This is a genomic window from Superficieibacter sp. HKU1, from assembly GCF_029319185.1.
In the GTDB taxonomy this organism is placed as follows: Bacteria; Pseudomonadota; Gammaproteobacteria; order Enterobacterales; family Enterobacteriaceae; genus Superficieibacter.
The window spans coordinates 3,930,121-3,949,027 of sequence record NZ_CP119754.1 but is presented as its reverse complement, the minus strand read 5'-3'; the positions used below and the strand labels follow the sequence as shown (position 1 = coordinate 3,949,027).

General features: G+C 53.2%; 14 protein-coding genes. 8 read left to right on the top strand and 6 right to left on the bottom strand.

Going from position 1 to position 18,907, the window contains the following annotated elements:
- Window positions 1–61: 61 nt before the first annotated feature.
- From P0H77_RS18735 to P0H77_RS18710, 6 genes are all read right to left on the bottom strand, one after another.
- On the bottom strand, window positions 62–4,501 hold the full coding sequence (locus P0H77_RS18735) for a PAAR-like domain-containing protein (RefSeq protein WP_276158719.1): 4,440 nt from the start codon (window positions 4,499–4,501) through the stop codon (window positions 62–64).
- 2 nt (window positions 4,502–4,503) lie between these two features.
- Window positions 4,504–5,685, bottom strand: coding sequence for a DUF2169 domain-containing protein (locus P0H77_RS18730; RefSeq protein ID WP_276158718.1), 1,182 nt, complete (start codon window positions 5,683–5,685; stop codon window positions 4,504–4,506).
- A 46-nt stretch (window positions 5,686–5,731) separates the two neighbouring features.
- The gene (locus P0H77_RS18725) at window positions 5,732–6,145 is read right to left on the bottom strand and encodes a hypothetical protein (RefSeq protein ID WP_276158717.1); all 414 of its coding nucleotides are present in this window, start codon (window positions 6,143–6,145) and stop codon (window positions 5,732–5,734) included.
- A gap of 146 nt (window positions 6,146–6,291) precedes the next feature.
- Window positions 6,292–6,933: a hypothetical protein gene (locus P0H77_RS18720; protein ID WP_276158716.1), complete on the bottom strand. Its 642-nt coding sequence runs from the start codon at window positions 6,931–6,933 to the stop codon at window positions 6,292–6,294.
- Window positions 6,934–6,980: 47 nt separating this feature from the next.
- Window positions 6,981–8,972 carry a type VI secretion system tip protein VgrG gene (gene tssI, locus P0H77_RS18715; RefSeq protein WP_276165178.1) on the bottom strand — a complete coding sequence of 664 codons (1,992 nt, stop codon included), beginning with the start codon at window positions 8,970–8,972 and terminating at the stop codon, window positions 6,981–6,983.
- 215 nt (window positions 8,973–9,187) lie between these two features.
- Window positions 9,188–9,706: an Hcp family type VI secretion system effector gene (locus tag P0H77_RS18710; RefSeq protein WP_001142963.1), complete on the bottom strand. Its 519-nt coding sequence runs from the start codon at window positions 9,704–9,706 to the stop codon at window positions 9,188–9,190.
- Between the two features lie 699 nt (window positions 9,707–10,405).
- Between P0H77_RS18710 and tssB the strand changes: the two genes are divergently transcribed.
- Genes tssB through tssK form a run of 8 tightly spaced genes read left to right on the top strand, consistent with a single transcriptional unit; the run spans window position 10,406 to window position 18,862 of the window.
- Entirely contained in the window at window positions 10,406–10,912 is a 507-nt protein-coding gene (gene tssB, locus P0H77_RS18705; protein ID WP_276158714.1) for a type VI secretion system contractile sheath small subunit, read from the top strand.
- 19 nt (window positions 10,913–10,931) lie between these two features.
- Complete coding sequence (gene tssC, locus P0H77_RS18700) at window positions 10,932–12,416, top strand: type VI secretion system contractile sheath large subunit (protein WP_276158713.1); 1,485 nt, start codon at window positions 10,932–10,934, stop codon at window positions 12,414–12,416.
- A gap of 5 nt (window positions 12,417–12,421) precedes the next feature.
- On the top strand, window positions 12,422–12,844 hold the full coding sequence (tssE, locus tag P0H77_RS18695; RefSeq protein WP_276158712.1) for a type VI secretion system baseplate subunit TssE: 423 nt from the start codon (window positions 12,422–12,424) through the stop codon (window positions 12,842–12,844).
- Window positions 12,845–12,849: 5 nt separating this feature from the next.
- Window positions 12,850–14,673, top strand: a complete 1,824-nt coding sequence (gene tssF / locus P0H77_RS18690; RefSeq protein ID WP_276158711.1) for a type VI secretion system baseplate subunit TssF — start codon at window positions 12,850–12,852, stop codon at window positions 14,671–14,673.
- Window positions 14,640–15,683 carry a type VI secretion system baseplate subunit TssG gene (gene tssG, locus P0H77_RS18685; protein ID WP_276158710.1) on the top strand — a complete coding sequence of 348 codons (1,044 nt, stop codon included), beginning with the start codon at window positions 14,640–14,642 and terminating at the stop codon, window positions 15,681–15,683. Before tssF ends, tssG begins: the two co-directional genes overlap by 34 nt.
- Window positions 15,684–15,699: 16 nt before the next feature.
- Window positions 15,700–16,986: a type VI secretion system-associated FHA domain protein TagH gene (gene tagH / locus P0H77_RS18680; protein WP_276158709.1), complete on the top strand. Its 1,287-nt coding sequence runs from the start codon at window positions 15,700–15,702 to the stop codon at window positions 16,984–16,986.
- Window positions 16,983–17,516, top strand: coding sequence for a type VI secretion system lipoprotein TssJ (gene tssJ / locus P0H77_RS18675; RefSeq protein WP_276158708.1), 534 nt, complete (start codon window positions 16,983–16,985; stop codon window positions 17,514–17,516). The genes tagH and tssJ overlap by 4 nt, the downstream gene beginning before the upstream one ends.
- A 2-nt stretch (window positions 17,517–17,518) precedes the next feature.
- Window positions 17,519–18,862: a type VI secretion system baseplate subunit TssK gene (gene tssK / locus P0H77_RS18670; RefSeq protein WP_276158707.1), complete on the top strand. Its 1,344-nt coding sequence runs from the start codon at window positions 17,519–17,521 to the stop codon at window positions 18,860–18,862.
- Window positions 18,863–18,907: the final 45 nt, after the last annotated feature.

Here is an 18,907-nt window from a genome sequence, read left to right as displayed (position 1 = left end):
AAACTCACTTGATAATACAATTAATCATGCCATACATAATTTCCACTAAAATTCAATGGCGTTAAAAGGGATTTTTTAGTAATTCAAAGGCATCATCTATCCTGAAATGAGATAATATTTCTTTACAGCAATCACACGCTTCAACCACTGTTTTAGTTGCTTTCCCACCAAACATTTCTACTGTCTCCATTATCAATCCATCTAAGTCCTCTAGTGTACCGCCTTTATTTAAAAAATCCTGAATTGCATTAATTTCTGCATAATGGCCATGAAAATCTTTATCTTTTCCCAAATCCTCCATTTTTTCCACTGCTGCGTTAACAACGGCCTCTAACCTAGAGTCTAATTTCCCCCCAACTTTTTCCCTTCCATAATTACCACTCACTCCCTCAGCCAGAGGATTGCCGTTTCTATCTTTTAACGTTGCATGTTTTCTGCGCAGTCCCAGCGGATCAGTCATACTCAATTGATTCTTGACATAACCATAAAGGTTTAATCCACCTCTTAATCCAATCGGGTCTGCACACAGATACTGCCCTGTTTCGCAATCATAGTACCGGAATCGGTTATAGTACAGTCCCGACTCCGCATCCTCATACTGCCCCGGAAAGCGCAGCCTGCATGACAGGTTATCGTCATTTGCAGCCTCTTCCCGGCCCCACAGTTGCTGTTTACCTTTCCAGACGATTTCCCCGTCTTCGGTCAACAGCTCCTGGACACGCCCCACCGTATCCGTGATGGCATAATGCAACTGGCCTTTTTCATAACGCGCCAGCGGCGTGAAGCTCCCCGGCTCGTATATCCAGCGGATCGCGTTTTCCTGGTCTGGTGTACCATCAGTGTTAACAGGGATTTCTTCCGTTAACTGGCCCCCGTTCCAGTGAAAATCCATACCTGCCTTGTCCCGGTTAGTGCAGCGCTTGCTGATGCGTCTGCCGAACGGGTCGTACCGGTATTCCCAGCGTTCGCCCTCCGGCGTCTCCAGCCCGGTAAGCTGGCTTCGGGCGTCCCACCGGTAGCGCCACGTGAGCGGGCGGTAGCCGCCTTTATCGACAAGTTTCTCCACCAGACGACCGTTAACATCGTACTTCCAGGTGATACCGTGCGCATTGACCACCCGGACAAATTTCCCTTCCTCCGGCATCCCGGTGTCCGGGTTAATACGGTGTGTTGAGTGTCGCCATTCTTTGTGTCCACGCGATACCACCCGGCCATGCTGTTGATGCTGATGCGTCTCGCTTTCCAGCACCTCGTTCACCCACGTCTGGCGGCGGCTGATGTTGAGGTTACTGTCGTAAGTGAAACGCTCCTCGCTCATCAGGGTACTGCCACTGCCCGTCCAGGTGGCATGGCTTATCTGGTCGTTCGCCGTCATGCTGTTGACCATCGTCCCGCGCAGCGAGTCCGATATCATGGTCAGGTTATAGGCATGGTCATACAGCCACTGCCGTTGCAGGTCTTTGTTCTTCGCCTCCGGCTCTGTCAGGTTCCCTGCGCGCTGCGTTGTCAGCATCCCCGTCTGCGTGTAGCCCTGCGTCTGGTAAAACCCGGTTTCGCTTTTTCTCGATATTTCCTGGCCGCGCAGGTCGTACTCAAAAGCCAGCGGCGCATGGTCCGCTATCAGCCATTCTTTCAGCTCGCCCGTTAACCCGCGCGTGAAGCGTTCCGTAATACCTGCGGTAGTACGCTGCGCCACCGTGTCCAGTTCAGCGTCGTGGCTGTATTCCGTCCGTCTGGCGTTAATGGTTTCGGCGGTTAACCGGCTGGCATCATCGTATTCATAGGTGACGGTGGCATCGTCATTCCTGGCTTCCACCAGACGGCAGAGGGTGTCATAGCGGAAGGTGGTGGTACTGAGGATGCGGTCACTGTCGCCCTGCGTCACCTCCTCATCCGTCACCTGGTCGGTCACGTTATAACGGCGGTTCAGGTGCGTGCCGTCCGGGAAGGTAGTGCGGATGCAGCGCCCGGCAGCATCATATTCATAGGTCAGCGTGCGTCCGGTAAAGTCAGTTTCAGCAACAAGCTGTCCGGCTTTATCGTATTCCAGACGATAGTGTTCACCTTCGGCATTAATGATTTGGGTCAGGCGGGTGAGCCTGTCGTAGCGGCATTCCAGTCGCTCGCCGTCGGGGCGGATAACAGCGGTCAGGATATCGAACGCCCCGTATTCATAGCAGGTCGTTTTCCCCTCGCCATCGGTGAAGCTCTCCGGCAGCTTCTCGCTGTTCTGGCGCATCAGTTCGCGTACACCATCCGGGCGCTGAATTTCTTCCACGCTGCCCAGTGGCCCGGCATGAGTTTTACTGTGGCGGAACTGTGTGGTGAATCCCAGCGGGTCTTTGACGCTCAACAGACGCCCCAGAATATCCTGTTCCATTTGTGTCACGCCGCCATCTGGCGCAACAGCTTCCCGCACCTGGTGCAGTGCGTCGTGGCTCCAGCGCCAGGTGGCCCCGTTCGGCATGATGCGCGCCAGCAAATCACCCTGTTCGCTGTAGCTGAACTGCTGCTGGCGTCCCTGCGGGTCGGTCAGGCAGACCATACTGCCTTTATCGTCGTAAACCCACTGCCATACCTGATTCCCCGGCAGCGTCAGTTGAGTCAGTTGCCCGGCATCGTTATAGTCGTAAGACAGGCTGTAGCCGCCGGGCAGGGATACGCGGCTGATATCGCCTTCACTGTTATAATCATACGCCGTGGTGCGCCCCAGCGCATCAGTGCGGGACTGAAGTTTCATTCCTTCCCACACGGAAACTTCTTCCCGGCCCAGCGGGTCGGTAATACTGGTGACAAGGTTATCTTCGTTATACCGGTAAAGCTTTTGTCCGCCCTCCGCATCCAGATAGGTGGTACAGCGTTCTTCATCGTTATAGATAAAACGGTCGTTATAGTATCCTTCCGGCGTGGAAACCTCCGTCACCCGCCCGGCGTCATCATAGCGGTAGCTGACCTGCGTTTTATCCGTATCCCGCCAGAGGGTCATCAGCCCTTCGGGGGAATATTCATGCCACAGATGGGTAAACTGGAAGGTGTCACACTCTGCCAGAAAACCATTGTCATCGTATTTACAGGTGACGAGGCGCTGACGCTGCGGCGTCACCAGGTCAATGCTCATCAGTTGCCGCTGTTGCCAGTCAAGCGCCAGCGTGTAGCCGTCACTGTGGCAGATTTCCGTCAGCAGACTGTCCGTGCGGAGAAAATCAATCCGGTTGCCGTAACTGTCATGAAGGGCTGACAGCAGGTATGTGCCCCGGTCTGTTGAGGTAAAAATCCGCGTCTGCTGCGAGCTGCGGTCAAAAATGGCCAGTTCGCCGCGCATGTCACCGGAAAGCCGGTAACGGCTTATGCGGAAGTTAACGGCATCATGAAAAATGCCGTCCTGCGGGATAGTAAAGTAGAGCACCACACCAGTCGTATCGGTGAAATGCAGACTGTCACCGTGTACCACCAGCGAGCAGGACCACTCATCCGTCCATTTCGGGCCAAATATCCCGGTCTCTTTTGCCTGTGAGCGATAAAAACGTGAAAGCGTCAGTGGCAGGGAACCCGGCAGGCTCAGAACGCTAAGCTGCTGAATAAGGGAACCCGTTACCACATCAACCGGGTCGCTGTCACAAAGTAACTCCTCAACTTTTTCACCCGGATGTTCCCAGAGCTCCTTCCAGCCTTTAACTATCCCGCCCTTCAGCTTCGCCGCCGCTTTCCTGGCCGCCCTGGCCGCTTCCCGTGCCGCTTTTGCTGCTGCCTTCGCCGCAAGTCTGGCCGCCTTCGCTGCCTCTTTTGCTGCTTTCGCTGCCGCTTTTGCCGCCGCTTTTGCGCCCATCTTGCCGACGGCCTTTGCTCCCTTCACCGCCATCGACGCCGCCTTCGCCGCATCACCCACGCCCGGCACTGCCGCGACCAGCGACATCGCCGCTTCGGCATAATTCCCCCGCGCCGCGCTGATACCCGCGTTCGCCAGGTCCGCCAGACTGCCCACAACCGGAATAAACCCTGCTATATCCAGCCCCGTCTGCACCCAGTCCAGCCAGCCGCTGCCTTCTTCCTCTTCTTCCTCTTCCGTCTCAGGCTCATCCGGCGGGTCTGCCTCGTCTGCCGGAACCCCTCCCGGTGGCGGCTGTCCCACTATCAGACCAATAGTGTTCCGGCTGTTCATCCAGAACTCATCGTTGTGCCGTAACATGGGTTTGCCGCCAAAGAACACTGTCTCGCTGTGCTCCAGCGGCTCACATACATCCCCCACCGTGCCACTGCTCACGCCTTTCGCGGCACCCGGTGAATCACCGATGGTCTGCGGGATTTTACTCTGGTCAAGCACCAGCGCCGGGCAGCCGTTCAGCTTCACCGACTCCACCACCATCACCGCCGTACCCATATTCGCCGTGACAGGGTAGGGGACGGGCGGTGTCGAATCCCCGCGCGGCGTTTTACACACGTCCGGTTTGGTGCTGACGACTTTCCAGTCTCCGCTTTTACGCGCGGTATAGTTATCTGCCATCCTTATGCATTCCTTGTCCGGTATCTCGCTTCCAGTACACGTATCGGTGGGGTATTGCCCGGCAGCAGAAAGCGCCAGGTCAGCGCCACCGTCAGTGTGTCAGTATTGATTTCCAGGGTGTCCAGCAGCATCGGCAGCGGCAAACGGTGTCCGCTCATGGCACGAATCAGCAGGCGTCCTTCATGTGCTGGCAGGGTGAAATGAATATCACCCTCCGGGCGAAAGCCCGTCAGCACGAACTCCAGTCCCGGCAGCGGAAAGGGAATGCGCTGGTCATCCGGGGCGCAGTTCCAGTAGTTAAAATCAAAGTCATCCGGCAGGTCAGGGTGCTGTGTTTCCAGCCACTCCTCGTCATAGGTGCCCGCCAGCGGCAGGCGCGGCAGCCAGGCACGGCCAATCACGCCAAAACCCGCTGGCTGGTATTCAGGGGCAAACCAGTCGGCATGTCCGTTCATGCAGTCGGTGAACTGTTTCACGGTGAACGGGCTGTCCACCGCAATAATCCGGGGCGCGTCCACCTGCTGTAGTTCACAGGCCCGCAGATACCACGCCTGCGTATACCCCAGCCCCAGCGGGTTTACCGGGCAGGCCATATGCGCCAGCGGCGGGTTATCCGCCTCCGGATGTTCGCGCCGCTGTTCGTCGGTAAGACGGTATTCCTCCGGGATGCGGTCTGCATAATCGCTGTCAGCGTTCACACGGCATTCGCCGCCAAAAGCGTAGCGGTAGTTCAGTGGCAGGGAGGTAAAGGGTTCCGGCTCGGTTTCGTACCATTGTCCGGTCAATGCTTGTTGCCGGTAAAAGCGCGGGCCGGTAATGCGCAGTTTTTTGTCAATCAGCACCTCACCTTTTGATGAGCGCATCAGTAAACCTGCCGTCATTTCCGGCACAGCGATACCGTCCGGCGTGTACGCTGTACCATTCACAATAATATCGCAGGCAGGTTTCAGGGGGGCGAGGTCGCTTTCACGCAGCACCGGGGACACATTGATTTCACCGGCATATTCATCTTCCACGCATAAAGGCAGTACCGGATTTTCCATCAACCCGGCCTGCCACTGGCCCTCATCGTCCTGTACCAGACGGAAGCCTGTTTTCATAGCGACCACACAATGACGCTCGTTGTGTTTATCATCCATTGCGTACTGCATCACTGAAAAGGGTGTCAGGTTACGAAATTCCATTTTATACACCTCGTTCTAATAACAGAAAGAATGTAATAAAGACATATCATTTCAATAAATCATCGACCCCCATTACAATGGCGGAAATATAAGTCTGATCCAGTATTGACTCCCCTTGTATAAATAACTCTGAGTTTGCAGATGATGATAACCTGTACCTAAAGACATATATCTCATAGGGAGAGGTTATTTTTACAATAGTTAATGTGCTATTTTCATTCATCAGCGATAAAGTAACCTCACCATTATCATCTTTATCTTTTAATCTAATTAACTCGGAATTGAATGTTTCAATCTCACCATTATAAGCCTCCCATATCGCTGAATACCTAATTTCTTTTGAAATAAACAAGGCAGACAGTTTAAAACATATGCTATAATAAGGAAAATCAGCAGAGTTTTCTTCTGTGCTATCAACTGTAAGGGTAAATTCAATTTCAGGAGTTTTAATCTTCAGCATATATCTCACCTTACTTATACAAAAAATGCACTATCGTCCATGTTGATTCATCAACAACAACTTCAAGCGTATATTCTTCATTTACATATAATATATGCTCCCCTATTTTAGCGTTTTTTACAGCTGGTCCCTCAATATCAGCTGTTTTAACTATTTTTTTTTGAACGAATTAATTTAATCTCATACCTCTGTAGAATCTTTCCTGATTTTCCTGAGACATCAGGTAGTCTTTTACCATACCTTATAGCCCTTTCCAAAATCGCCACAGGAACATACCGACCAGCTTCTGCCATGTGACGAGCGGGCGTCGCTGAGAATTTAAGTGCGCCAGATGATAAACCCCATTTCATTCTGCCACGTAAGAGAGTAGTCCAATGCCTGGTGATATAGGATGAAACACGAACTACTGCACCTCTTTTTGTTATTAGCTTAAATGATTCAAGTCCCAGGCGGAAACCTTTTATAATAACAGGCCCCATTAATATTATATCTAGAGGGTCAACCCAAGGTGTTTCTAATGGTGGTTCAAACCTGTTGACAAAATCACCATTATAATCGTAGATATCATAAAGAGTTGACGTACCCTTGTGCATGTAACCAACACATAACCCCTCATCCTCATCTACAATTGGTGAATAATAACCCGGAATTTTTTTATCTGGTGGGATTGAAAAAAACATTCCATCATCTAACGGTGAAGTAAAGGAATAGTATTGACCACCATAGTCATCTAATTCACTATCAAAATCATAAATATATTCAGGGTATATTGGGATGTTAAAATCCATAATAATTTATACCTGCATAACTATCTGAAAATACACCTATTTACATATTAATTGATGAATACGTCTTTACCTTTGATATTGGCCGGGCCACTGGCAGTGAAGTCAAACTGCTTTCCGGTAATGGTTATCGTCCCGCTTTTCTCCATTTTGATGGAGCAGTCACCACAGGTCAGTTCGATAAGATCACCTGAAATGATCTTCGTTTCTTTGGTAACGGTGAGCGTATAACTTTGGTTAACGTTAACCTTCTGATCCTTCACCACGGTTTCAGTGTCAAACCCGGTAACAGTGGTGATCTGGTCGTTATCAACATCTTTGTGGCGGTCGTGAGCAACGTGCAGTTTCTGATCGTTCTGGACCGTGATTATCTGATCGTTTGCCACCGTGGTTTTCTGATCGTGCCCGCCTTCTTTCTTACTGCCCACGTTAATGGTCTGCCCCACGACGACCGTGACCGTCTGGTTATTCTTCACCGTCTCGTTATGGTCATGATCTACCGTGGTTGTCCTGTCATGCAGTACCTCTGTCACCATGTCCTTCTGGGCGTGCATGTAGACTTGTTCTTTTGCAGTGGCATCTTCAAAGCGCAGCTCGTTAAAACCGCTGCCTTTATAGGTTTTCGAGCGGATGGTCATCTGGGTTTTGGTGCCGGGCAGGCCACCGGGGGAGCGGTTATCGTGGTGGTAGGTGCGGCCCATGATAATGGGCTGATCCGGGTCGCCATTGAGAAAGTCCACAATCACTTCCTGATTGATACGCGGTATCGCTAAGTTGCCGAATCCGGCTCCGGCCCAGGCCTGTGATACCCGCACCCAGCAGGAGCTGTTCTCATTTTTCGGATTGTATCTGTCCCAGTGAAACTGCACCCGCACCCGGCCATGTTCATCGCAAAAAATCTCCTCGCCCGCCGGGCCAGTGACAATGGCGCTTTGTGGGCCATCCACTTTGGGTTTGGGTAAAGGCTGAGGACGCCAGGTACGGTCAGCGGGGATAGCGGTAAACTGGTTATGCAGCGTGGTGCCGTAGCCCTGGCTACCGTGTAATGCCTGCGGTTGTTCCCCGGTAAGCACGCTGCTTACCACCTGCCAGTCCTGATTCAGGGTTTCCTGCGGATGGTTTTTCAGCGTAAAGCGTGTACCCGGCCATAACTTCGGGGAGTTACTGGAACCGCTGCCTGTTTCCGCATCGTTACGCAGACCGTCCATCTGGTAACGGGTAAAATCCTGCCCGTGCTGTTCGTCCTTGAACCGCCCCGGGTAATCATAAATCTCATACTGTGTGAACTGGCTGTTCAGGTTCTCGCCCTGCTGGTTAAACTTCCCCTCCCAGCCGGGGGTTTTGAAGGTGTAATCCTTGCTCAGTATGGAGGAGGGGCGGACACTCGCTTCATAATGAAACGCGCTTATACACTCACTGGTGACTTCCGTGGTGGTGTTCGGGTTGAAGGTGATAGCCTCTTTTATCGGTGAGAGTCCGGCCATATCATCACACAGCGTCAGTTTCTGGTCCGGGCCATCCGGAGCGAGTTTGTCGTAAAAGAAAATCCCTTCTTCCGCCCACAGGCGGGACAAAAATTCCAGATCGGTTTCACCATACTGCACGCAGAATTCGCGGGGAGGGTGGCCGGTATTGAAGGAGGAGGTCCAGCCGGTCACGCCATTTTCATCCAGCAGGGTGGCTGAAATGGCCTGAATATCCTGTTGCTGGAAGATACGGAAGTTCTGGCGCAGGGCGCAGCGCCACAAAGGGGGCTGGATACGAAGACGGTACAGCATCTGCCAGCGGTTGTTTTCTTTCATCCCGAAGCTGGCCACCACGCCGGTGACATAACGCAGCGCTTTTGGTCCCTGCCAGATGGTCAGCGTGGCTTTTTTTTCCAGAAGACTGTTTGCCTTCAGGCCAAATTCCTTGCTGGCGACATCCACATCCATGACAAACGGAACGGAATTGTTCTGCATTAACCAGAAACTCACTACGGCGAACGTACCTGCGTCCTGCCCGTCCACGTCCAGTGTAAAACGCAGCCCTTTTAATGACATATTGACCTCCCTGGAGTTCAGGAATAAAGACATTCCGCTGTTCAGCGGCTGTGACAGTACAGTGTTACGCTGGCGTTCAGGCACGCTACCGCCGAAGTTTCCGGCATCCGCCATCTCCCGTAGAAAACGTAACCCCTTACTGGCACTGCTTTTTTGTATTCAACACGTAAAAAAACAGCACCCTGCCCACAGGGCGGGATGCTGTTGTCTGAGACTTATGCCTCCAGTGGCGCACGCCAGTCGTCGGCACCGGAAGTGCCGGACTTGATGTGCTCCCACTCAACCTTACGGTATGCCAGTGAAACGGCGAGCAACTGGGTGAATTCACGCTGTGCCGGATCCTGGCAGTGCGGCATATGCAGGTTCATGTCCACAATCGTCGCGTCAGTCAGGCGGGTGGTGAAGTAGTGCTCCTGTTTGCCTTCGACAGAGGTACGCCACCAGTGCAGTTCAACTTTCGGCAGCATTTCGCCAGACGCGAGCGCGTTGTACAGCAGCGGAACGGCTTTGTTTAGCGCCACGGTAAAGATAAACGGTTTGTGAGCACGCTGACCAGAAGGCTGGCCAGACTGAGGATCGGTTGGCACGGTGACGTTATGCAGGAATTCCTGCACCAGCATTTCGTCTTCGTGGCCCTGCACGTAGATGTTACCGACAGAATCTGCGGTGAATGCGCCTGCGGTGATATTGCCCTGGGTCTGGCCTGTTATTGAAATGTAACATGGAGTTGGCATTTGTAATGCTCCTTGTGAGTGTTGTTAACAACTATTTCCGGTGGTCTGCCGTTAACTCCCGACAGGCCGATAATAATGCGGCTCGCTCCGGGAGTCGCATCATACTTCGGTATCCGGTTTACGGATAAACCGGATTTTTGGTAATCCCGGTACACAACGATTTAATATTACTGAATACCTTTTTAATCTAAACTAAATATATGTACGGGCGACCAGGTAGATTCATTTTTTCTGAATTTTATTGTCTGTAATTCAGGAAATAACTAATCATGAATAATATTATATCCATCTCGTTTTTCATTTGTTTTAAGAAAAATCCGTCAGATATTCCTTAAATTATTGCGTTTTTCACATTCACAAAATTAATGTATAAAATTCTGCTATAAGCATTATCCATGAATATCTATTAAATGATTTAAAATCAGTAAGTTATTTATTTTTTTTTGAGTATTTCTTGCCTTCCATGCGCCGCCGATGACTTCCATTTAGCATTATGTCATCGTACCGAATGGCAAAATCATACCCCTGTTTCATTAGAAGAAAAAGATCTTTTAAAATTTTTCATTGGGCGTAAAATGCGAAACGGGAAGGGTGCGAAATTCATCTTTTACTGCCACGGTAACGGCATTTTCAGTAATTTTTTATAGTAACGAACATGCTGTGTTCATGGCTCGAACAACAACCTGATGGACTATTTTTATGAGCAGCGGAAAAAATGACAACAGTGGCAGTATTGCCCCGAAAGAACGTGTAAATATAAGATTTCAGCCGAAAACTGGAAATCAGACAGCAGAAGTGGAACTGCCACTTAATTTATTAGTAACCGGCAATCTGACGGGGGGCACAGACGACACACCGCTGGATGAACGCCAGCCGGTTGCCATTAATCGTAACAATTTTAACGCCGTGCTGGATCAGGCGGGTATCGGGCGTGATTTTACAGTGCCCTCCACGCTTAACGACACCCCTGATGCGCGCATGAACGTCAACCTGAAAGTAAAATCGCTGGCTGATCTGTCGCCGGACAATGTTGCCGCCCAAGTGCCGGAGATGCGCAAAATGCTGGAACTGCGCGAAGCGCTGGTAGCACTGCGGGGGCCAATGGGCAATATGCCTGCTTTCCGTGCGCAACTTCAGGCACTGCTTGCTGATGAAAAGAGCCGCGAACAACTGATCGCAGAGCTGGGCCTCGCGGGCCGGAAATAACTTGTACAAGGATTTCAGTATGTCAGAGACTACCTTACCGGAAGCGCTCGCTTCCACAGCACCGGTCGCTACGCCCAGTCTGCTGGATGAAATTATGGCGCAGACGCGTTTTAAACCGACGTCAGAAAGCTACGATATCGCCCGTCAGGGCGTGACTGCCTTTATCACCGCATTGTTGCAGGATAATGATGAGGCAGAGTCTGTCGATATCCTTGCCATCAACGGCATGATTGCCGATATTGATGCGCGCATGGGACACCAGATGGATCTGATCCTCCATGCCCCGGAGTTTCAGGAACTGGAGTCGTTTCTGCGTTCACTGAAACTGCTGGTTGATCATGCCGATCCGCGTGAAAATATCAAAATTCACATCATGCACGCCACTAAGGAAGAATTGCTGGATGATTTTGAATTTTCGGCGGAAATCACCCAGTCAGGGTTCTACCAGCACGTCTATTCCAGTGGTTTTGGTCAGTTTGGCGGCGAGCCGTTTGCCGCAGTGATTGGTAACTACGCATTCGAGAATACCGCAGCTGACATGAAGCTGCTGAAATATATCAGTGCCGTCAGCGCAATGGCGCATTGCCCGTTCCTGTCTTCCGTATCGCCGGAGTTCTTTGGTCTGGATTCGTTTACCGAACTTCCCGGCATTAAGGATGTCGCCGCCATTTTTGAAGGCCCGGCTTACACCAAATGGCGTTCGCTGCGCGAGTCCGAAGATTCCCGTAACCTCGGCCTGACGGCACCGCGTTTCCTGCTGCGCCATCCTTATGCACCGGATGAAAATCCGGTCAAGAGTTTTAACTATCATGAGGATGTCAGCAAAAATCACGAGCATTATTTGTGGGGGAATACGGCGTTTCTTCTGGCAGCGAACATGGCCGAAAGTTTCATGTCCACAAGATGGTGTCCAAATATTGTCGGTCCGCAAAGCGGTGGCGCGGTAAAAGATTTGCCGGTGCATTTGTATGAGGCAATGGGCCAGCTTCAGGCCAAAGTTCCTACCGAAATTCTGATTACCGACCGGCGGGAATACGAGCTGGCAGAGCAAGGCTTTATTACCCTGACAATGCGAAAAGGCTCTGATAATGCAGCATTTTTCTCCGCCAACTCGGTCCAGAAACCGAAAGTTTTCCCTAACACGGTGGAGGGGAAAGAGGCCGAAACTAACTACAAACTCGGTACGCAGCTTCCCTATCTTTTCATCATTAACCGGCTGGCGCATTACATCAAAGTGCTGCAACGCGAGCAGCTTGGCTCATGGAAAGAAAGAGGCGATCTGGAGCGTGAGCTGAACGGCTGGATACGCCAGTATGTGGCCGACCAAGAAAACCCACCTTCTGACGTACGCAGCCGTAAACCGCTGCGTCAGGCGAAGATTGAAGTCTCTGATGTGGAAGGGGAGCCAGGCTGGTATCAAGTAGCCCTGTCCGTGCGTCCGCACTTTAAATATATGGGAGCCTCATTTGAACTGTCGCTGGTCGGACGTCTGGATAAAGAGTAGTCATCATGATAACGGAACGGGAGTCCGGGAACAGCTTGTTTGAACGTATCGGGGAGGCGGCAAAACCGCCTTCACGCCAGCGCCCAAAGGTGGCGCTGTTGCATTCTGTACGCGATAACCTGCGTAATATCCTCAACACCCGTTCCGGTAGCTGTTATGGCTCACCGGATTTGGGGATCGCTGATTTTAACGATGAGTCTTCTGATTACCAGAACATCCGGGAATGGATGGTTCAGGCGATTCAGACCTGTATTCTGCGTTACGAACCCCGGATATCAGATGTGGCGGTGACTGCTGCCACAGAGGATAGCCATGCGCCACTGGAACTGCGTTTTCATATTGTGGCATATCTGGATTTCAGCGACAGGCAGGATGTTCTGGAGTTTGACATTCTGCTGGATAACCACCAGCACTGGTGTGTGGAGTAAAACTGATGGCCTTCCTGGAACGTTTCTACCGCGAAGAACTCGATTACCTGCGCCAGCTTGGCAAGCTGCTGGCACAGGAAAAACCGTATCTGTCCCGGTTCCTGGCCGAGAAAGAGGGTGATCCCGATGTGGAACGCCTGATGGAGGCTTTTGCGTTTCTCTCAGGTGGCCTGCGGCAAAAGCTGGAGGATGAGTTCCCGGAGTTTACGCACAGCCTGATTAATATGCTGTGGCCGAATTATCTGCGTCCGGTTCCCTCTATGACGGTGATTGAATATCTGCCCCGTAAGGAGCTGAAATCGTCCGTTCAGGTCTGCCGGGATGAACTGATAAAAACGCTGACGACAGGCAGTAACCAGACGTCCACCCATGGGGCGTTGAGCGATGAAGATAATAACACTGCGCCACCTGTCTGCCACTTTACGCTGGCACGCAATACCTGGCTGCAACCACTCTTTGTCCGGGATGTACGTAACGCCAGCACCCTGAAAGAAGGTATCATTGAGATTGATTTTTTCACGGAAGGAAATGTCTCTCCCGGCGAGCTGGATCTGAATAAGCTCACCTTCTGGCTGGGCAATGAGGATGATTACACCCGGCAACAACTCTATTTGTGGTTCAGCGAGAGACTGATGGATGCGGAACTGATGGCCGGAGAGTACCAGATGCCAATGCCGGAGTTGTGGCTGGATGCCGCCGGGTTTGAACGGGAAGATGCGTTGCTGCCGTGGCCAAAAAACGTCCATAACGGCTACCGTGTGCTCCAGGAGTATTTTTGCTACCCGGAGAGCTTTTTCTTCTTTCATCTGCGGGGAGCCGCGCCGTTACCGGCGAATTTCCCGGCAGGCGCGTTTACACTGCGTCTGCATTTTAACCTGCCGCTGCCTGTGGATATCAAGCTTCGCAAAGATTCGCTGCGCCCGTACTGTACGCCAGCGGTAAATCTCTTTGTTCAACAGTCTGAACCCGTCAGGCCGGATGGCAGTATGCCGCAGTATCCGTTTTGCGCCAGCCAGCAGCATCTGGAGTCCTGCGATATTTTTCGGGTAAAATCCGTATCCAGTAAGCTCCCGAAGACCAGCCAGGGTAAAAAATTTCGCCTCTGGCCTGAGTTTGAAGGGTTTCAGCATCAGATCGAGTACAACCGCCAGCGTGAAGTCGTCTACTGGCACCACCGCACCAGAACCTCCCTGTTCCATCGTGGCCTGGATCATGCTATTGCCTTTGTTCACGCCGATGGCAGTCTGCCCGATTCTTCCCGGTTGAGCGGCGAAGTGTTTACCGCCTCGCTGGTCTGCACCAACCGGATGTTACCTGCGTCACTGCATATCGGTGATATCTGTGAGGCTGTTAATAAAAATCCTGCGGTCGCTTCTTTCAGCAACGTTACGCGCCCGACCCGTCCACTGTATCCGGTGACGGATGGCGATATGCACTGGTCGCTAATTTCCAGCATGAACCTGAACTACCTCTCGTTGCTGGACAGGGAGGCACTGATTCAGGTGCTGCGCACCTTCGATATGCCGGGTATCCACCATCCGCAGCAGGCCAGGCTCTCCTCGCAGAAGCTCGACGCCATCGAAAAAATGGAATCCCGCCCGGTTGACCGTCTGTTTAAGGGCGTGCCGGTTCGCGGTCTGTCCACCACGCTGTGGATTAATCCCGCCCCCTTTGTCTGTGAAGGCGAGATCTACCTGCTGGGAACCGTGCTGTCATACTTTTTTGCGTTGTACGCCAGCATCAACTCATTTCACTGTCTCAGAATCATTAACACGGAAAGTCAGGAGTCCTGGGAATGGCAACATACAGGCCAGCACGCCCTGATGTAGGGGAAGCGACACTGCTCCCGGATGTGCGCGGGATGAATTTTTATGTGCTGATGGAGTCATTGTACCGCCAGTATGGTGAGCCGGATCGTGAGCCATCTCTGCGTACCGAACCGGAGCAGGAAGTGGTGCTGTTCAAATCCGATGCCAGCATTGCCTTTCCGGGCAGTGACCTGAGTACGCTTGAACGCAGCGACAACGGGCAGTTTATCCTGACGACAAAATTCCTGGGTTTCTCCGGCAGCCAGTCGCCGCTGCCCGGCTACTACCTGGATCGGATGGCGCAGGAATCTGCGCAGAATGAAGAGGGGCTGAAAGCATTCCTCGATCTGTTCAGCCACCGCTGGACACAGTTTGCTTACCATGCCTGGCGCAAATACCGCTATTACGTCTGTTTTCGAAACGGCGGAACCGACGCTTTTTCACAGCGGATGTATGCACTGGTGGGCCTGGGTAACCCGAGCGTGCGTGACAGACTCGCCATCAATCACAGCAAGATGCTGGCCTATGCCGGGATACTGGCAACCCCCGGGCGCTCGCCGGACGTGGTGAGCAACCTGGTCAGCCACTGTTTCGATTTACCGGAGGTCAGCATCGAAAACTGGCAGTTGCGTAAGGTATCCCTTGATCCCGCGCAACAGAACCGGCTGGGCGTGCGTAACCCGAAACGGAAAACGGCCGGGTATGTGCCGGGCCGCTCGGTGATCGGCGTTAATTTTACACTCGGTGCCAGAGTGCCGGATCGCAGTGGAAAATTTCTGTTGCGGCTCGGCAATCTCTCAATGGCGCGTTACCTCTCCTTTTTACCGGAAGGTGAAAACCACCAGGCGCTGACGATGTTTATCTCCTTCCTGCTGCGCGATCAGTTTGCCTGGGATCTGCGGCTTGATCTTGCTCCGGAGCAGGCAAAGGGAATGCGGCTGGGCGATCGTTCCCGATCCTGTATCGGACGCACGGCGTTTATCGGCCAGCCGAAAATGCCGCCATCCGTCACCCTCCACATCAGGGATTAATTTTATGGAACCGCATATGGCTGAGGAAAAAACGCTCGCTCCCGTACTCTCACTGACGCTACAGGTGATGAACGGTAATGAGCTGGAGAGCGGACGTGCCGCAAAATGTCTGTTTACCGCCGGTGGCGGTGATATCGGCCACGCGCCCGCCTGCCACTGGTCGTTGCAGGACAGGGCTGGTTCTGTTGCCGAACGCGCCTGCCAGGTGGTGATGCATGACGGTGCATTTTGTCTGAAAAGCCTGGTGCCGGGGCTGATGATTAATCTGGCTCCGGTGTCCACGGAGACCGGACTGGTGCGCCTGCGCCAGGGCGATGAGGTCGTCCTGGGGGCGCTGGCGCTGAAGGTGTTTATCCATAACGGGAAGCTGGTCAGCTACAGCGAGCAGATGGCGGCACCGGAAACCATCGTCACCAACCGTGATCGTCTGGCAGACGCGCTGCTGACGACAGACGGCCAGCCTGCGTATCCGGGAATGCCCCGGACGCACCAGCTTGCGGATACCGTGGTCAACAGTTTTTCAGCCGATCCGCTTCAGGCTCTGCGGACGGAAAGCCTGACCGTGGCGGGCGATCCGCTTTCCGGGATCGTTCCTGCGCGATCTTCTGTTCCTGACAGGGATGGGGTGATCGACACCCCGTTTATGGATCTGCCGCCGCTGTATCCCGATCCCCTTACCGGACAGGATGATGCGGCGTCCCCGGCAGATACAGCCCAACTCCATCTTGCTGTTACCCCGTTGCTGCGTGGGCTGGGCGGTTCGCTTGCCGTGCGTAACTCACAGGATGCTGATGATTTTCTGGAAGAAGCGGGGCGGACGTTGCAGGCGGCGATAAAAGGGCTGCTTGAGCTACAGCAGCGTCGTAACAGCCTGTCGGACAAGCATTTGCGTCCACTGGAAGATAACCCGTTGCGCCTGAATATGGATTACACCACCGCGCTGGACGTGATGTTCGCGGAAGGTAAAAGTCCGGTGCATCTTGCCGCGCCCGCCGCCGTTGGTGAGAGCCTGCGCAATATCCGCCACCATGAAGAAGCCAACCGCGCCGCCATTGTGGAGTCGCTGCGCGTACTGCTGGACGCGTTCTCGCCGCAGAGCCTGATGCGCCGATTTGTCCAGTACCGGCGCAGTCACGAACTGCGCAAGCCGCTGGATGATGCCGGAGCCTGGCAGATGTACTGCGATTACTACGACGAACTGGCCTCCAGCCGTCAGCAGGGATTTGAAATGCTGTTTAACGAAGTCTATGCCCAGGTGTATGACCGGGTACTGCGTGAGAAACAGCGGGAGCCGGAAGCATGACAGGGCGTTTTTTTCGTACCTGCATGGTGATGTTGCTTTTCAGCCTCACCCTGACAGGCTGCGAAACGGTGAAAAAGCTCGGCCAGGTGATTAAGAACCCGGATATTCAGGTTGGGGAACTGGCGGATCAGTCATCGGAGGTGACGGTCACGTTGCTGACCGAGCCGGACACGAATATCAATGCGGACGGTGAGGCGGCGGCCATCGATGTGCAACTGATTTATATGAGCGATGACTCGAAGCTACAGGCTGCTGACTATGACGGGGTTGCCAGTACGCCACTGCCGGAGGTACTGGGAAAAAACTATATTGACCACCAGGATTTTAACCTCCTGCCGGACACCATGAAAACGCTGCCGCCGGTGAAGCTGGATGAAAAAACGCATTTTATTGGCGTTGTGGCGTATTTCTCCGATGACCAGATTACAGAGTGGAAGCAAATCGAACCGGTGGAAGGCACTGGCCATCACTACCGCCTGCTGGTGCATATACGACAGGGCAGTATCGAAATGAAAAAAGAGGACAACTGACAATGGCAACCATGAAAAACAGGGTGATCTGGCAGGAAGGTCTGTTTGCCCTGCCGCAGCACTTCCAGCAACAGCAGCGTAATCAGGAATATTTGCTGAACCAGCGTATGAGTGCGCGGGATGATTTTGCCTGGGGATTTACCTCGCTGTCGATCAATACAGAACTGCTGGCCCAAGGGAAACTGATGCTGGACCACGCGACGGGCTGTATGCCGGATGGCACGGTGTTCAGCATCCCGGAGCAGGATCAGCTCCCTTTGCCGTATCAGCCGCTCGATCTCTCCCGGCCCGGTAGCAACGACATTTACCTGGCGTTACCCGTTATCAGTGATATCACCTGTGAAATCGAAGGACGCCGGAGCGCAGGGCAGGGAACGGAGCGTTACCGCCTGACACAGGCCGATATCCGCGATTTACACTCCGATGACGGCGACGTGCAGCCCATCATGCTGGGGCAACTGGCACCGAAAATCGTCAGTGGTGCGGACGATCTCAGTGCGATGGTCACGCTGCCGCTGTGCCGTATCCTCAGCCAGCAGTCCGGTGGTGCTCTGGTGCTGGATGACAGCTTTATCCCGACCTGTCAGGCCATTCGTGTCAGCCCGCTGCTGAACGGATTTGCCGGGGATGTGCAGGGGCTTCTCAGCAATCGCGCCAGCGAACTGGCAAAGCGTATCGGTTCGCCGGAGCAGAGCGGTATTGCGGATGTGGCCGAGTTTATGATGTTGCAGGTGCTTAACCGCAGCCAGATGCACTTTACCCACCGTACTCATCTGCATACCCTGCACCCGGAAACGTTTTATCTGGATCTGGTCCGGTTGCTGGGGGAACTGATGACCTTTACGGAGGACAGCCGTCTGCCCTGTCCGGTGGAGTCTTACGACCACCGCAATCTTACGACGTCGTTTAATACCGTGATCCCGGAGTTGCGCCGGGCGCTCAACACCGTACTGATGCCGCGTGCGCAGAATCTGCCGCTTGTCTTCTCTGACGGGTTCTATGTCGCCACGGTTAACGATCCGACCCTGTTGCGTTCCGGCACCTTCATTCTGGCGGTGCGCGCACGGATGCCGCACAGCCAGCTTATCCACCAGTTTACCCAGCAGTCAAAAATCGCGGCCACCAACAAAATCCGCGATATGGTCAGCGTGCAGGTGCCGGGGGTTCCGCTGACGCCGCGAACCGCCGCTCCGCGCCAGCTACCGTACCATGATGGCTTTGTTTACTTCGAACTGGACAAAGGTGCTGCCGCCTGGCAGGACGTGGTGAAAGCCGGAGCGCTGGCGCTGCATATTTCCGGTCCCTTCCCGGATCTCGGTATACAACTGTGGGCGATAAGAGGTTAAGGCCATGAGCGAGCAGTTCATTCCGCTGGCCGCCAGTAATGATCA

Bases quoted from the DNA above. Each gene is read 5' to 3' on its own strand.
- P0H77_RS18735 (WP_276158719.1), bottom strand. From the start codon at position 4,501: ATGGCAGATAACTATACCGCGCGTAAAAGCGGAGACTGGAAAGTCGTC.
- P0H77_RS18730 (WP_276158718.1), bottom strand. From the start codon at position 5,685: ATGGAATTTCGTAACCTGACACCCTTTTCAGTGATGCAGTACGCAATG.
- P0H77_RS18725 (WP_276158717.1), bottom strand. From the start codon at position 6,145: ATGCTGAAGATTAAAACTCCTGAAATTGAATTTACCCTTACAGTTGAT.
- P0H77_RS18720 (WP_276158716.1), bottom strand. From the start codon at position 6,933: ATGGATTTTAACATCCCAATATACCCTGAATATATTTATGATTTTGAT.
- tssI (WP_276165178.1), bottom strand. From the start codon at position 8,972: ATGTCATTAAAAGGGCTGCGTTTTACACTGGACGTGGACGGGCAGGAC.
- P0H77_RS18710 (WP_001142963.1), bottom strand. From the start codon at position 9,706: ATGCCAACTCCATGTTACATTTCAATAACAGGCCAGACCCAGGGCAAT.
- tssB (WP_276158714.1), top strand. From the start codon at position 10,406: ATGAGCAGCGGAAAAAATGACAACAGTGGCAGTATTGCCCCGAAAGAA.
- tssC (WP_276158713.1), top strand. From the start codon at position 10,932: ATGTCAGAGACTACCTTACCGGAAGCGCTCGCTTCCACAGCACCGGTC.
- tssE (WP_276158712.1), top strand. From the start codon at position 12,422: ATGATAACGGAACGGGAGTCCGGGAACAGCTTGTTTGAACGTATCGGG.
- tssF (WP_276158711.1), top strand. From the start codon at position 12,850: ATGGCCTTCCTGGAACGTTTCTACCGCGAAGAACTCGATTACCTGCGC.
- tssG (WP_276158710.1), top strand. From the start codon at position 14,640: ATGGCAACATACAGGCCAGCACGCCCTGATGTAGGGGAAGCGACACTG.
- tagH (WP_276158709.1), top strand. From the start codon at position 15,700: ATGGCTGAGGAAAAAACGCTCGCTCCCGTACTCTCACTGACGCTACAG.
- tssJ (WP_276158708.1), top strand. From the start codon at position 16,983: ATGACAGGGCGTTTTTTTCGTACCTGCATGGTGATGTTGCTTTTCAGC.
- tssK (WP_276158707.1), top strand. From the start codon at position 17,519: ATGGCAACCATGAAAAACAGGGTGATCTGGCAGGAAGGTCTGTTTGCC.